Origin of the sequence: Stieleria maiorica, assembly GCF_008035925.1 — a bacterium.
GTDB lineage: Bacteria > Planctomycetota > Planctomycetia > Pirellulales > Pirellulaceae > Stieleria > Stieleria maiorica.
Genome location: NZ_CP036264.1, coordinates 3,431,572 through 3,446,994, shown reverse-complemented (window position 1 = coordinate 3,446,994; position 15,423 = coordinate 3,431,572). Strand labels below are relative to the sequence as shown.

Here is a 15,423-nt window from a genome sequence, read left to right as displayed (position 1 = left end):
CCCCAGATCTACCAAACGTCGTTAAGAAGGTGAGGGGTAGCCGTGGGTTCGGTGCAGAAACAGTGTTGCAAACGAGTTTGACGACTGAGGGGGCCTATTGGTGGAACGGCGACAGTATCCGCTCTACATCCGACTCGCGCTCGTGTCCGCTGCGACCGGAGTCGCGGGGTGGTTGATACGGTTTTTCGCTTCGTCGTTCGTCGACCCAAGCACGAATGCAAAACTGTACGATCTGATGCCAGCGGTTGGCTCGTCGATCATGTCGGCTTGCTCGTTGATGTTTCTGATCGTTGCCGCCGCCACCGTCATCGATTGCGCACGTACCAAAACGTTTACCCGGACGCATGCGTTCGTCCTGTTGGTTGCTGCTTGCGTGACGATCGCAGCCGGCATCGACGGTGCTTACCCGCGCTGAATTGAACCGCCAAACCTGGCTTGTCGGTCTCGGCATCCAGGCGATCGAGCGTGGCAACCACGTCGTCGACCCGCGTTTCGCCGAGCCGTTTGAAACGGATCACATTTGGTTCTCGTTTCGCCCCACTGGGAACGCGGATCCGCCGCCGGGGAGCGAAACCTTGGCGGCTTGTTGGTTGATCCGGCTTCACGCTCCCTATGCTAGCCCAACCCGTAAGCGAGGGACGCCGTTTGGCCCCTCGCTAACGCGTCGGGCTAGCATGGATCTGCCTCGCCTCTCGGGCTCGTAATTCGACAAGCCGTTGGGGAGTTCCGCTACAGCTGCCAGAATCCCGCCACGAGGCCGATTGCGTACACTAGGATCCCCAACAATCCTAGGACGATCAGCACGGCAAACGCTTTGACCTGGGACAAGCACAGCAGCATGGACGCATGGTAAAGCTTGTCCCTGTCGGGCTCATCCAGGTACGCGCGGTCTCTCCAGAAGAACACACCGATCAGAATCAGCATGATGACCGGAGCGACTTGGCGGTAGACGTCCATCTCGGTATTCATCCACTCGTCGAAGCGCATCCGGTCGGCCAGCCCCGTCCAGTTCGCGACGATTGCGTGGAGAAAATCCTATCGGAGTGCCCGGTCGCGAGCGAAGTTTCACACCGCTTCCGCGAGGCCCAGGGCCGAGTCGCGAAAATAGTCCGACGCGGTCGTTTCCGGTTTGGGTGCTTGTTTCGTTCGATGCAATTGCCAGTCGACCACTAGCAACCCATAAGTCTCGATTTCGCGGATGCAATTTTCGGAGATCGGGATCAGTTCGCTGTTGCCAGACTCCAGTCGTTCGGTAACCTGTTTCTGATGTTCGTCGACAAGCAGGTGAATCTCATCGCTGCCCACAACCGCGACGGTGAACATCGCTTCGGGCGGCATGTCGGCAAACATGCGGGGTAGTTTGTTGTGGGACGACGTTTCAACCATGTGCCCGTCGGCACAAAGCGATCGAAGTGCGGTCGAAAACTCGGACGGATAACCACCAAGAAGCTTGCGGGTGGCACAATCCAACAGCAACGTTGTTCCGTCTGCGGATAGGTAGTAGCTGGAATAGGATTCCATCCCGCGATGTTTGCACAGTTGATTCACGCATTTGCGGAACCCGGCTTGTCTTAGCTGGGCATCCCGCCGGGTGCGTGAATCGCGCAGGCACCGGGGCAATTGATCGTCCGGCACCTCCGTGAACTCGCTGACATTCAGATCGGGAAAGACACCGCGACTGCGAAGTTGTGTCTCGATGAATTTGGCCAGCATCGAACACAATCCGCCGATCAGTGGCACGATCAATACAGCTTCCCAGTTCATGTTGAGACTTCCTCGGGGACGAATCGATTCGAAGAAAGTCTAGGACGATGACCTTGTGAAGCCTGTTAGCGAGCCGATGAAGTCGCCCGATCCTCGTTGGCCGGCCCAGTTGTAGCGACTGTGCGGACCGTCGCCTCGGTCGTCAGGATGTCGGCGACCGTCGCCGGTGGGGGCGCGTTCGGCATTCCATTTGCAACCTCGCAGTAGGGGACAAAACTTTTCCTCTAGATAATGCGAGATTGCCATGTCAACGACAATCAACGACATCTCACCCAGCCGTCTCACTCCCGAAGATCTGAAAACGCTCGCCGAAACGTCTGAAAATCCCTGTGTTTCGATCCTCATGCCGACGCACCGATCGGGACCCGAGACGCGGCAGAATGCGATTCGTTTCAAGAACCTGCTCGGTGAGGCGAAACAGAAGCTCGAAGACGCTGGGCACGATTGTTCGATTCTTGAACCGCTTGAATCACTATCGACCAACTTTGATTTTTGGCAGCACCAGAAAGAAGGGCTCGCAATTTTCTTGACGTCCGACCAAAGGCGTGTGTTCCTTGTCGATCGGACCGTTCCAGCGTCGGTGTCCGTCGCCGACGAGTTCTTCGTGTTGCCGCTGTTGCGTTCCGGCGAGGACGCCGAACGACCACTCGTGCTCTCGTTGACTTGGGATAGCGCGAACCTGTATCGCTTTGATGGCGAGTCACTGGAATCGATGCCAACCGAAATGTTGCCCGCGAAATTCCACGATCTCGTCTTGCCACGTGATCCCGAAGAGAATCTGCAGAACACCAGCCATCGTAGCCATGGCAATGCCGGCGCGACATCGACGGCGATGTTCCATGGGCATGGCGAAGGAGAAGACAAAATCGAAGCAGACCGCCGGCAGTACCTTTCGATCGTCGGCGATCAAGTCGCCGGTGCAGTCTACGATTCGGGAAGTCCGTTGGCGCTGGTCGCAACGACCGAAGTGGCCGGGCATTTCGAGGCAGCGACCGACGTCCGCGTCGATGCAAAGATCGAGGGAAGTTCATCGCAGTGGAGCGACGAAGAACTTCGAGAACGCGTTTGCCAGACGCTCTCAATTGACCACAAGGCGGTCGAACAAGACACGGCCGAACGATTCGCAGCCGCGATCGCACAAGGGAGTGGATCCGACGACGTCTCCGAAATCACCGCCGCCGCTGCCAATCGACGCGTCGACTCGGTGATGGTCTGTGTTGACAACTTGGAGGCAGCGGAACTAAATTCGATCGTCGTCGACACCCTACGTCACGGCGGTTCGGCCTTCCGATGTGCTGCTGAAAAAATGCCGGGCAATGCAACGGTCGCTGCGATCTTTCGGTACTAATGACAGATGGCCATTGACGCCTATTTGGAACAACTCTATCGCGACGGTTGCCGCAACGACGATGCGGCGGATTCGCGAGAGGGAATGATGCTCAACATCACCCCGTCGACGGGGATGTTCCTGGATCTGCTGATCCGTGACTCCAAGCCCTCGCGGATTCTTGAACTCGGAACGTCCAACGGCTACTCCACCCTCTGGATCGGACGCGCTGCGGCGGCGATCGACGCGACGGTGGACACTGTTGATGCATCGGCGGCGAAGCTGGAACGCGCCAAGGCCAACCTGGCGGCATGTGATCTGGCCGAAAAGGTCACCGTCCACCAAAGTGATGCCGGTGACTTCCTGCGGCAATGTGCTGACGATCAATACGACCTCATTTTTTTGGACGCGGACCGCTCACGATATGTGGATTGGGCGCCAGAGTTGCTTCGCGTGCTGCGATTCGGGCTGATGGTTGTCGACAACGCCGTTTCCCACGCCAGCGAGATGTTTGAATTCCGCCGAACCCTTTCGCAAGGGTTCGGTTTCTCGGTTGTCGTCCTGCCCATCGGAAAGGGGCAGATGGTGGTTCAGAGCTCATCGGGCCGTGAATGACCCGCTGGAAGCCTATCCCACCGGTTCGACACACTTAGACCGCAGCGATGTCCCAGCCGTCGCGGTAGTCGCGGCGTAGCCATGCGTTGGCGGAATCGTCGTTGGTGAACTGCATTGCTTTGCCGTTCCATTTCAACGTTTCACCTCGGTATCGCACGGCGACGTTACCCAGCAGAACGGCTTCGGTCAGCGGACCGCCGTAATCAAATCCGTCGCTGGGCTGTTGGCCGCTGATGATTCCGTCGACCCAACCGTGGTAATGGTTCAGCCCCTCGACTTCATCTAACAGGGCGCCGCTGGAGACGAAGGGGGCACCGACGTGTGGCAAGACCAAGCTGGCTTGTTCTCCGACGAACAATGAACCACTTTTGGGCAACGCTTGATTGGAGGGAAAATCCGTACCGCGCAGGGTCGGTAGCCGCCCGCCGTCATACCAGGTGATCGGCAGCGCTGGGCGAGCGGTCCAGTCGGTCCCCGGAAAGACATATTTGACGGTCGTTTGTGCCGGCCAGACTTCATCGTTCAGTCCCGTGTGGTCGGCGGTCAATTCGATTGGTGCCGCATTGATTTTCAGCGCCGTGAAAACCGGATCCAAGATGTGACAGCCGAAATCACCGAGCGCGCCGTTTCCGAAGTCCTGCCAATCACGCCAACCCCAGGGGTGATAGATCTTCCAGCCACCGTAGGGGCGTTCCGGAGCGACGCCCAACCACTGATTCCAAGCCAACGTCTTGGGGACGTCTTCGAGAGTCTTCGGACGGCTAATGTGGAACGATTTACCGTGTCCCGTCGCAGCACACCAGCTGTGCACTTCCTTGACTTTGCCGATCACGCCTGACTGAATGGCGGCGACGGCGGTGCGGTAAAACGTGTGCGAGTGGATTTGATTGCCCAGACGCGTGATCACGCCCGACTGCTTGGCTTGCAATGCCATCTGCCGAGCCTCCCAGACATTATGGGTCAGTGGTTTTTGACAGTAGACGTGTTTCCCCTGACGCATCGCATCCAAACCGATAAAGGCGTGCATGTGATCCGGTGTGGAGACGGTGACGGCATCGATCGAATCACCGTGCCGAGCCAGCATTTCGCGGAAATCTTGATAAACCGGTGCTCCCGGGGTGAGATCCTTGACCTTTTCCGTGCGGGAGAGGTCGACATCGCAATACGCCACCATTTGAGTCGCGGCGTGCGAGTCCATTTCTTTGATGTCCGACCAACCCTTGCCGTCGCATCCGATGCCCGCGATCTGGACACGGGAATTCAAGTTTTGTCCACGGACAAAGGCGGGGGCAGCCGCGATCCCGGCGGCAGAGGCGGCGAGGAATTGACGACGACGAAGCATGGCAGGACCCTGCGGGAAAAAGGTGGGAGAGGGGGGAATCATCGAGGAGCGACCAATGTAGTCGATTCCGATGGGCCGTGCCGCTCGCAATCATCTCGGCACGCAGTACACTGTTCGCCAAGGATGATGCCGAGCCATCGGGCGGATCGGCACCCTCGGTTGAAAAGTTGACGCACCACGAGCCCCCGTTGAATGAACCCCATGTTTCGTTTTGACCGCTGGTCCTTGACCGCTCTATTGTTCTGCTGCTTCTTCGGCCACGCCACAGGCTCCGAATTCATCTGCCGCTATTGCGCCGACGGTCGCTCGCACGCGATGATGCCGCTGGGGTTGGAATTGGACGGTCGGTATCAGTACGCCCCGGACCGTCAAGTCGATGTGTTGCATTTGAAGCTGGACGTGACACCGGACTTTGGCGCCCGGACCGTCGCTGGGACGGTCAGCATCACTGCACAACCGATCGCCAAGCCCGTTGAAATCTTGCGATTGGACGCGATCGACATCAAAGTTCGCCGCGTCCGCTGCGAACAAGCGGCGGTCGATGATTTCATTTCAACCCGCGACGGATTGCAGATCGCCTTTCGCGATCCCGTTGAGGTCGGAACCGAATTCACGCTCCAAATTGACTACTCCGCCCAACCCAAGGCGGGGCTGTATTTCCGCACCCCGGAAATGGGCTACCCCGAACCAGACACCCACCTCTGGACGCAGGGAGAAACACACGAAGCGCGTCACTGGTTCCCTTGTTTCGACTACCCCAACGAGCGTTCATCGACGGAAGTCATCTGCCACGTCCCCGAATCGATGGTCGTGCTGAGCAACGGGAAACGGATGGGCCAGACGATCGATCCACAGGGATTAAAAGCCGTGCGTTGGCTGCAAGAGAAACCGCACGCCAACTATCTGATCTGTCTGGTGGCGGGAAACCTGGAAAAGCTCGAAAAACGACACCGCGAAATCGAACTCGGGTTCTTCACGCAGCCGACACTTGCCGAGCACGCGGCCAATTCGTTTCGCGACACCCCCGACATCATGGAGTTCTTTGAGCAAGAGATTGGGATCCCGTTTCCGTGGGACAAGTACTATCAGGTGACGATCCGTGACTTCACCGCCGGCGGGATGGAGAACACGTCGCTGACCACGTTGACGCACAACACAATCTTCTCCACCGCGACCGAAAACATCCGCACGACGCGAAACTTGGATGCCCACGAAATGGCACACCAATGGTTCGGCGACTACGTGACCTGCAAGGACTGGAGCCACCTGTGGCTCAATGAAGGCTTTGCGACCTATTACACGCACCTGTACGAAGGTCACAAGTTCGGCCGCGACGCGATGCTGTATGGTTTGTACAAGGACGCAACCGGTCGTGTCTTGCCCCAAGACAAAGACACCAAACCGATCGTGTTCCATGGCTACAAAAATGCGATGCAGCAGTTCGATTATCGCTCGTACCCCAAAGGCAGTTGGGTGTTGCACATGTTGCGCAGCCAGCTCGGTGCGGACCTGTATCGCAAATGTGTCCAGGAGTACCTGCGCCGGCACGCGTTATCGAGTGTCGTGTCGGACGATTTACGTCAAGTCATCGAAGAACTGAGCGGCCGGCCCATGGACCGCTTCTTTGACCAGTGGCTTTATCATCCACGGCACCCCGATCTGAAGATCACGTATAAGTGGATGCCGAAGGAAAAGCTGGCCAAGGTGAACATCAAGCAAACGCAAAAGCTGAGCGACGATGTGCTATTGTACCACTTTCCCACCAAGCTCCGATTCATGGTGGATGGCGAAGTCGTCGACCGCGAGATCGAGATCAGCCGGGTCGAAGAAGACTTCTATGTTCCGCTCGTCAGCAAGCCTTCGGTCGTCCGCTTTGATCCCGACTACACCGTGTTGGCAAATGTCGCGTTCGACAAAGGCAACGATCTGCTGGAGGCCCAAATCAACAACGTCGACGACATGATGGGACGCTTGCTGGCCTGCGTCGCGCTTGCCGATCGCAAGACGGATGCGTCGGTGAAGTTGCTGGCCGAACGGTTGAACTCGGATCCGTTTTTCGGCGTTCGAATCGAGGCGGCCAAGTCGCTCGCCAAACACGATAGCGACAAAGCTCTCGAAGCGTTGCGATCGAGCTGGCAAGGCCAAACCGACGCGCGGGTCCGACAGGCGGTCGTGCAACGGATGTTCGGCCCATTCACTGCCGAAACACTCGAATTGGCGTTGGAGGTCTTGGACAAAGAGGCGAATCCCGCGATCCAATCCGCTGCGATCGGCACGTTGGCTCGGTTCCACGGCAAGAAGTCCCAAGAGAAGTTGACCAGTCTGTTGCTGTCCGAATCGTTCGGAAACGAAGTGGCCGACGCGGCAATCGCAGCGATCGGAAAAATGAACGCGCCCGAGTTGGCCCCCGCGCTGCTGTCGGCTCTGCAGACGCGGCACGCGGAATTCGATGCACGGGACTTTGGACGTGGACTGGTCGCGTTGGCCAAGACGGCCAAATCGCTCGACGACCGGCACCCTGACAACAGGGACGCGGTGTTTCAGTTTCTCAGTTCGCAACTCGAACACCCCAAGTTGACCGTCCACACCGACGCGCTGAGTGCCCTCGGCCAACTGGGTGACCGACGCGCCGTCTCGGTGATCGAAGCGTACACCGATTCGGGAGACACGCGGATCGCCGACGCCGCCCGACGCGCACTCGGTGATCTCAACGCAGCGCGGACGTTGGTGCCCGCCGAAATCATCGACCTTCGCAAGACGCTGGCGGAACTGAAACGCGAGACGGAGAAGTTGAAGAGCGAGTTGAAGGAGTTCAAAGCGCAAGACGACGCCGACGACGAGTGACGCGACAGCCCAATGCCAGCGCAACTTGTTCCCAGGCTCTGCCTGGGAACACACTGCACCGGAGGCTCCGCCTCACCGATTGCAGACAACACGTGGCGGAGCCACACCGACATTGCGTTCCCAGGCGGAGCCCGGGAACGAGGGGAGAACAGGACAGTACGAGGCGTGAAACGCTAGCGAAGGGACCGTGAGTCAACCCGCTTCCGACGAGGGCCACTCGCTCACGCGTCGTGCTGGCAATCAGGTCACACTGAGCGCCACGACCCAGGCCAGAGTGACGACCGCAAACGTGGCCAGTCCGGCCAGCCATTGCGTTCGTTCATCGGCCAACCATCGCGTCGGAATTCGGCTGCTGATCGCTCCGATCAACAATCCGGCGAAGAACCCGGTCACGTGTGCGGTGACATCGGTTCGTTCGCCGCCGACGCCGATCAGTGCCAACAGCATCACACCGGCCACCAACGGCCGCCAGCGACGCAATAAACTTTCGCCGCTGGACCGCCTGGGCCGCAGCGCCGCCGCGACCAGCAGCCCCAACGCGGCGAAGACGGCCGTGGAGGCGCCGACCGACCTGTGCTCGGGTTGCTGGACCAACGCATTGAGCCAATTCCCGACCGCGCCTGCCGAAACGATCGAAAACCATGCAATGCCACCGCCGACGGTTCGTCCGGCAAGGAATCCGAACAGGATGCCGAACAACAGATTCGAGGCCAAGTGTCCCTCATCGACGTGCAGGGTGAGCGCCGTCACGCAGCGCCACGCATCCCCGGCAAGCACTTTGCCCGCCTGCATTTCGCCGGGCGTGAACAGGTCCCCCCCCAGCCCCCACGGCAACGTCGACAAACCGATCACAACGACGACCGCGGCATACACGACCACACCGATGGCGGCGCCGGCATAGGTCGGGGTCACCGAGACGGTCTCCGTCGAACGGGACTGGTTCTCCCGGCGGTACTCCTCCAGTTCCCTCTGAGCGGCGGAAACGTCTTCCGCCGCAACGATCAATCGCCAACGACCGCGACGTGATTGGGCACCGGCCGCAATGCCGGCCGCTTCCAGGACCAGACGCAGTTCCATGCAGGCGGACCGATCCCCCGATTCGAAGACGACTTCGTGATCTTGTGGTGATCCGCTCACGCTGATGCTTGCGTCCTGTCGGCACGTCGCGGACGCATCGTCATTTCTGTTTCGCTTGGTAGGTCAACACAAACGTCTTTGCCCATGCATCAGATTCCTTTTTCTTTTGATACATCGTCATCGTCGACGGCTTTCCCGGGGCATCGGAGATGACCGACTTCATTTTGACCGGTTCATTCGTCATCGGGTCGATGTCGTCGAAGACCATTGTCAACTCGTGCTTGGCTTCGTCATACGTCCCCTCCATCACCGCCAAGTAGGGTGACATGTTGTTGGCCCAGGTGCCGATGTATTTCTTCTTGATGGGATCGTACCCGCTCATCCCGCGTCCCTTGTACGGCCCCGATTCGAACTTGGACTCCACCCAATTCCCGCCCAAGATCGCGGTGTTGGTTTCGGTGAACGGAATCTCCATGGCGTCTCCATCGGGTCCCTGTGGCCAGACCTTCATCGTGCCGGTCCGGGTGCCGACGGTTTTCGCCAAATAGGCGTGTTCTTCGGACGGGGCCGAGGCCTCGTCCTGGGCGAGTGCGAGGGAGGCGGTCAAGCAAAACGCTGCCATCAAGACAAGAACTTTCATCAGTCGCTCCGGGAATGCGTTGGGCGCGGAAGATCACACGATTGAGTGGTCTGTGGTAACACAAATCGTTCGGCAGATCGATCGCCGCCCGGAAAAAGATGAAAATTAATGCCAGCGAGACGCGTCAGGTCGACTGGTCCTTTTTCCTGAAGGAACTGGACGAAATGATTCCGCACGACCGAGCAAAAGCGAACGCCTGGTAAACCGCAGTGTCGACGATGCATCTAGGCCGACGCGGCGGTGGCAAAACCGAGTTCGGCCAGGTGATGCGAGGTGCGTTCCACCGCAAATCGGATTTGCTGTTCGGAATGTTCGCTGGTCAGGAAGAACCTCAGTCTGGCGGCGGATTCGTCCACGGCCGGATAGAGGATCGGCTGGACGTTGATCCCGTCGCCTTTGAGTCGGTTGGACAAACGCAGGGCGACCATCGAATTGCCGGTGATCACGGGGATCACGGGGGTACCAGCGCTGGCACCGGTGTCCAGTCCGGCGTCTTTGCAAAGTTGCAAAAACAGTTCACTGCGTTGACGAAGCCGATCGACACGCTCGGGTTCTTTTTCCAGTGTTTCGATCGCCGCCAGTGCCGCGGCGACTTGTGCCGGCGGCATTCCGACGCTGAAAACGAATCCCGGAGCCGTGTAACGCAGCAATTCCACCAGGGCGTTGGAACCGGCGATGTAGCCGCCGCAGGAAGCCGCCGACTTGGAGAGCGTTCCCATCCAAATGTCGACGTCACGGGCATCGATGCCATAGTGTTCCGCCATGCCTCGGCCGTGTTTTCCCATGGTGCCGAAACTGTGGGCTTCGTCGACCATCAACATCGCGCGGTGCCGCTTTTTGACGGCGATGAATTCCGGGACGTTGCAGAAGTCGCCGTCCATGCTGTAGACGCCTTCGACGATGATCAGCACACGACGGTACTTGGAACGGATTTCCGCCAGGGTGCGGTCCAGCGCCGCGTAGTCGTTGTGCGGGAACGGCCTGCGGCGGGCGCCCGAGAGCAACGCACCTTGGACGATACTGTTGTGGGCCAGCGCATCGTGCAAGATCAAGTCGCCTTCGCCGACCAGGTGACCGATGGTCGTTTCATTGGTCGCGTGACCGCCGACCATCAGGATCGAATTGTCGACACCGATGAATTCGGCGATCTTTCGTTCCAGTTGACCGTGGATCGGCTTTTCACCGGAAACCAGCCGACTGGCCGAGACGCTGGTGCCGTAGCGTTGGACTGCATCCGCGGCGGCCTTGGAAACGTCCGGATGGCCGCTCATCCCCAGGTAGTTGTAACTCGCAAAACTGATCAGTTCTTTTCCGTTGACGACGGTGGTGTCGGCGACAATGCTCTCGTGGACCGTGAAATAAGGATTGGGAACCCCGGTCATCTGCATCTGTTCCATCGTCGCCTTGAGCCGGCGGTACTCGGCGAACTGCTCGACCCGATCCTCCGGTTCCACGGCCGGTTCTTCGGCGACCGGTCGGGCATCGGCACTGACCGTGATGGTTTGATGGGCGGCGTCGGCAGTTCCCGTCAGCATCGCTTCGGCACGCGCATCGGCCCCCGGCGGAAGATAACGCTGGACGGCCAAGGCGGTCTGGCCGATCGTTTCGATCTCGTCGAGCACCTGTTCGGGGAACCGGCCGCCGAAGGTCCGTTCCAGGTTACGGGCGATTTCCAGGCGTTCCAAGCTGTCCAGTCCCAAGTCCAGGACGATGTTGGTGTCCAGCCGCAACGACTTGGCACGCTCGCCGGCCACGGTTCGCACATGGTACTGAATCGCCGCAACGACCAGCGGATTGACATCCGCCTCGTTGACGGTTTCGCCGCGTCCGCCCGCGGCGGCGGCCTGCATCATCGGCATCGCTTCGCCCAGGGCGGCCGTTCCGGCGACCTCTTCCCAGCGGACCCATTTGGCAATCAATTTCAGCTCATTGTCGCGCACGGCGTGCAGGCAAGCGTGGCGTTGGATTTTTCCGCTGCTGGTTTTCGGGACGCTGCTGTTGCGAACCAGATAGACCGCGTCGGGTGGCAGATCGTGTTCATCGGTGACGGCGCGTCGGATGGCTTGGATTTGGGCGTCCCAATCGACATCGCGGACACGGGCCGCTTCGGCGACGATCGCCAGCTGTTCGCGACCGTCATATTCCATCGCAAATGCGGCGACCGCACCGGCTTGGACGATCGGACTGGAGCGTTCGACCGTTTCTTCGACGTCCTGGGGATAGCGATTGACCCCACGGACGATGATCATGTCCTTCAGTCGGCCGGAGACGTACAGTTGGCCCTCGTACAAAAACCCCAGGTCACCGGTCCGCAAGAACGGCCCGCGGTCGTCGTCGGTCATCGCCTTGAACGTCCGTTCGGTCGCCTCCTTACGCTGGTAATAGCCCGCGCCGACCGAGGGGCTGTCGACCCAGATCTCGCCGATCTGGTCGTCGGCCAAAACCTTGCGGGTTTCCGGATCGACGATCAACACCGTTTCGTTGGGAAGCACCGCGCCGCAGCCGACCAACTTGCGTGCCGACGGGTCGTTGTCCTCGCGCGGGACGACGTGCTTCTTGTCCAGTTCAAAGCGATCAAACGATTGCAGTACCGGACGGGTCTCGCTGGGACCGCCGGTGACGATCAATGTCGTTTCCGCCATCCCGTAGCAGGGAAGACTGGCCGAAGCGCGAAACCCGTACGGTTCAAACTTTTGACGAAACGCTTCGAGCGTGTTGGCGCGAATCGGTTCGGCACCGTTGAACGCGATCGCAACGGTGCTCAGATCCAGCCCTTCCATCTCGGATTGGGCGATTTTGTCGACACACAGTTGGTACGAAAAATTGGGACCGCCGGTCACCGTCACGCCGTACTTGGTGATCGCGCGCAACCATCGCACCGGTCGCTGCAAGAACGTCATCGGACTCATCAGCACGTTGGTGCAGCCGACGAACAAGGGCATCAAGATCCCGCCGACCAGCCCCATGTCGTGGTAGGTCGGCAGCCAAGACAGCCCGATGGTTTCCGGGGACGGCTCGAACGCGTGCCAGATCAATTCCGCGTTGGCGACCAGATTTCGCTGAGTCAACATCACGCCTTTGGGCGATCCCGTCGATCCCGAGGTGTATTGCAGCACGCCCAGCGTGTCACCGTCGATCACCGGCTCGCGATAACGGTCGATGTCGCGGCAACTGGGACAGTCCGTGCCCAGGACTTGGACGCCGACCAAATCTTCGTGCCACGTTTGACCGGTCAAACGCTCGGCAACGACCCGAGTCGTCAACGCCCACTTGGCATCGGCATCGACGACGATCGAACGGATCCGCGACGCCTTTCGGTTCGAACGCGGTGGAAACGCCGGGACCGCGATCGCTCCGGCGGCATGGCAGGCAAAAAAACCGACGATGAAGTCCAATCCGGGTGGATACAACAACAAGACGCGATCCCCGGGACGAATCCGACACTTGCCTTGCAGATAACCCGCCAGCCCGCGGACCTCCCGCCACAATTCGTCATAGGTGAGCGAAGTGTCGTGCGTCTCGACGTCTGTGAAGCGGAATGCCGCCGAATCGCCGCGATGCCGGGCCCAATGCCGCAGAATCGCCACGTAATGATCTCGGGGGGGAGCGACGTCGCCAAAAAATTGCTGAAAATCCACGAACCCAACCAACGCGTAATGACGTTTTGTCCTGCGGCCTTTGGTCTCCGTCCCGTTTCGCACGCTGGCAGCCGACTCGGCAGCCGGGCGGCGATCCCGATCCTCGGGATGATCGACGAAATCGATCGGTTGACCGTCGGGCTCCATCGGACTCCGGAACCCCGGTCGACCAGAATCAATGGACAACACTCGGGATGCGGAAGGCGGATGGATCCGAAAATGACAGTGAAACCGGTCCTAACACACGCGCTACAGGATACCTTGTCCCCGCCACCCTTTACGACGCCCCAAATCCACTAAATCTGGTGTCTCGGGACCACATTGACACGATCAGGGGCAAATATCGGGGGGCAAGCCCCAGAAGACCGCCGTTTCAGCTTGCTCGGATTCGCCAAGGGGTGCGATTCTCGCTGGCACCACTGCCGCCAGAGACGCCGAGCATCGCAAAAGGCCCAGACACAACCTAAAGAGAAGCCCTCCCTGGAAGGGGCGTCCGGTTTTTCAGTCTTTGATTCTAAGGGGGTTTTGCCATATTCCTCTGGCCGCCCTGAACCACACGGAGGGCGATTGCCCACGGATGGCAGCGCGAACCCACGGATCCCAGGCCGCATTACATCCGTGGGTTTGCGCTGCTATCCGTGGGCTTCTTCGGTTCCTCCAATCCTCTTGTCCGAACGCACCACGTCAAAGCAAGCTTCCTGCCAAGCGGAGTGAAGCGCGTAAACACCTTGTATCTCCGAGGTTTAAAAACGCACGACCTCGGCAGTAAGGGGCGAATGGGACGTACACATTCCTTTATCATTGGCTGGGACTGGGGCAATTTGCCTGTGTCGATTCCACCACTTGATTCACAACAACTTCGCGACATGAAACCCTTTGTACTACTCGGCGTGCTCTTGACTGCTTTCCCCGGTGCGGTTGGCGCCCAAGGGCAAACCGTTGAACTGGACCAGAGAATGGGACAAGCCTGGGAGGTCGTCTGGGGACGGTTCTTTCACCCGGATTCGCAAACGTTCATGGACTACCTGAGCAGTTACGAACCCGGCGAGGAATTGGCACACTTGCCGACCGCCGAAGAGGTCGGCCGGCAGTATCCCAATCCCTGCGGCTACAGCACGGGCATGGAAGACGGCATGATCTTGGGCGGTGCGATGCTGAGCACGCTTTGTGACCGATTTGCCGTCACCGGTGAAACGAACCTGCGCGAGGATGCCGCGCGAGTGTTCGCCGGAATGCGACGCTGTGCGACGGTGCATGGGGTGCCCGGATTCGTCGCCCGAAATGTTTGCATCGAAGATGGCCAAAGCGTCTACATCAATTCCTCCCGGGACCAATACACGCACTTCGTTCACGGGCTTTGGAAGTACTATCGCAGTCCCCTTCCTGACGAAGCGACGAAAACCGAGATCGCCGGCATTTTGGCCGACGTCGCCGAGCGGATGATCGAGTTCGTGACGCCGGAAAACAACTACGACTTTTGTCGCGCCGATGGCACGCGTTGCCCGCTGGGCATCTGCCGGATGTGGAACGTCCAAGCACACGAAGCGGCGCGACTGCCGATGATCTATGCCGCGGCCTGGGAAGCGACCGGCCGCCAGCGTTATCGACAACTGTGGCGTCAATACACCGCCCCGGCCGTCGAACAATCGGCGTCGCCTTCCGAACACAGCCCCGCCTATGCACTGTTGCAGATGCAGTGTTCGCTAGAAGTGCTGTATGAATTGGAGCCCGACGAAGAGCTGAAAGGCAAACTGTTGCAAACCATGCAACACGTCAGTTCGCTCGCAGCACCTCGGCTGGAACACGTCATGAAAGCCATCGCGGGAAAAAGCGACGAGCAATTGCAAATGCTGGGTCCCGATTGGCGAAAGGTCCAGGACTGGATCAATCAGGCCGGATACATGAACCCGCAGTGGGGACCGTATCGCGAGATCTGGCACGTGATTCGTGAGGCCGGCGAATCCGCGTTGATCCCGATGATGGTTGATGGGGCCGTGATCGACGAGCGTCAAATGATGCAACTGAACGACATCGCATCACGAATCGATTACCGACGCTGTTCGAGCTGCGGCATCGTCTATCACTTGGCCGCCTATTGGAAAGCACGCCGCTGTCAGATGCAGTGAAGGGTGCGCGATGGGGATCGCTTCCGGGGAGTTGGGGCAAAACGATGGGG

At 59.3% G+C, this 15,423-nt stretch carries 11 protein-coding genes; 4 read left to right on the top strand and 7 right to left on the bottom strand.

The features are described from left to right. Positions 1-123: 123 nt before the first annotated feature. The 3 genes from Mal15_RS11895 to Mal15_RS11885 form a co-directional block, all read right to left on the bottom strand. Positions 124-393, bottom strand: coding sequence for a hypothetical protein (locus Mal15_RS11895; RefSeq protein ID WP_147867959.1), 270 nt, complete (start codon positions 391-393; stop codon positions 124-126). A gap of 336 nt (positions 394-729) precedes the next feature. Beyond that, positions 730-969, bottom strand: a complete 240-nt coding sequence (locus Mal15_RS11890; RefSeq protein ID WP_147867958.1) for a hypothetical protein — start codon at positions 967-969, stop codon at positions 730-732. A gap of 96 nt (positions 970-1,065) precedes the next feature. After that, positions 1,066-1,764 (bottom strand): hypothetical protein, encoded by a 699-nt coding sequence (locus Mal15_RS11885; RefSeq protein WP_147867957.1) that lies wholly within the window; start codon positions 1,762-1,764, stop codon positions 1,066-1,068. A 244-nt stretch (positions 1,765-2,008) separates the two neighbouring features. On the opposite strand from Mal15_RS11885, the gene Mal15_RS11880 reads away from it, so the two are divergent. Together Mal15_RS11880 and Mal15_RS11875 are read left to right on the top strand one after the other, a co-directional pair. Then, positions 2,009-3,112, top strand: coding sequence for a baeRF3 domain-containing protein (locus Mal15_RS11880; protein WP_147867956.1), 1,104 nt, complete (start codon positions 2,009-2,011; stop codon positions 3,110-3,112). Positions 3,113-3,118: 6 nt separating this feature from the next. Further along, the gene (locus Mal15_RS11875) at positions 3,119-3,706 is read left to right on the top strand and encodes an O-methyltransferase (RefSeq protein WP_147867955.1); all 588 of its coding nucleotides are present in this window, start codon (positions 3,119-3,121) and stop codon (positions 3,704-3,706) included. Positions 3,707-3,740: 34 nt separating this feature from the next. Here the strand turns inward: Mal15_RS11875 and Mal15_RS11870 are convergent, their stop codons facing one another. Then, entirely contained in the window at positions 3,741-5,048 is a 1,308-nt protein-coding gene (locus tag Mal15_RS11870) for a Gfo/Idh/MocA family protein (RefSeq protein ID WP_147867954.1), read from the bottom strand. A 201-nt stretch (positions 5,049-5,249) separates the two neighbouring features. On the opposite strand from Mal15_RS11870, the gene Mal15_RS11865 reads away from it, so the two are divergent. Beyond that, positions 5,250-7,892: a M1 family aminopeptidase gene (locus Mal15_RS11865; RefSeq protein ID WP_167546750.1), complete on the top strand. Its 2,643-nt coding sequence runs from the start codon at positions 5,250-5,252 to the stop codon at positions 7,890-7,892. A gap of 240 nt (positions 7,893-8,132) precedes the next feature. Here Mal15_RS11865 and Mal15_RS11860 read toward each other — a convergent pair whose 3' ends face one another. The 3 genes from Mal15_RS11860 to Mal15_RS11850 form a co-directional block, all read right to left on the bottom strand. Further along, on the bottom strand, positions 8,133-9,029 hold the full coding sequence (locus Mal15_RS11860; protein WP_147867952.1) for a rhomboid family intramembrane serine protease: 897 nt from the start codon (positions 9,027-9,029) through the stop codon (positions 8,133-8,135). A 40-nt stretch (positions 9,030-9,069) separates the two neighbouring features. Beyond that, positions 9,070-9,609, bottom strand: a complete 540-nt coding sequence (locus tag Mal15_RS11855; protein ID WP_147867951.1) for a DUF1579 family protein — start codon at positions 9,607-9,609, stop codon at positions 9,070-9,072. Between the two features lie 224 nt (positions 9,610-9,833). Then, positions 9,834-13,394 carry an aminotransferase class I/II-fold pyridoxal phosphate-dependent enzyme gene (locus tag Mal15_RS11850; protein ID WP_147867950.1) on the bottom strand — a complete coding sequence of 1,187 codons (3,561 nt, stop codon included), beginning with the start codon at positions 13,392-13,394 and terminating at the stop codon, positions 9,834-9,836. Between the two features lie 680 nt (positions 13,395-14,074). Between Mal15_RS11850 and Mal15_RS11845 the strand changes: the two genes are divergently transcribed. Further along, positions 14,075-15,373, top strand: coding sequence for a hypothetical protein (locus Mal15_RS11845; protein WP_233903415.1), 1,299 nt, complete (start codon positions 14,075-14,077; stop codon positions 15,371-15,373). Positions 15,374-15,423: the final 50 nt, after the last annotated feature.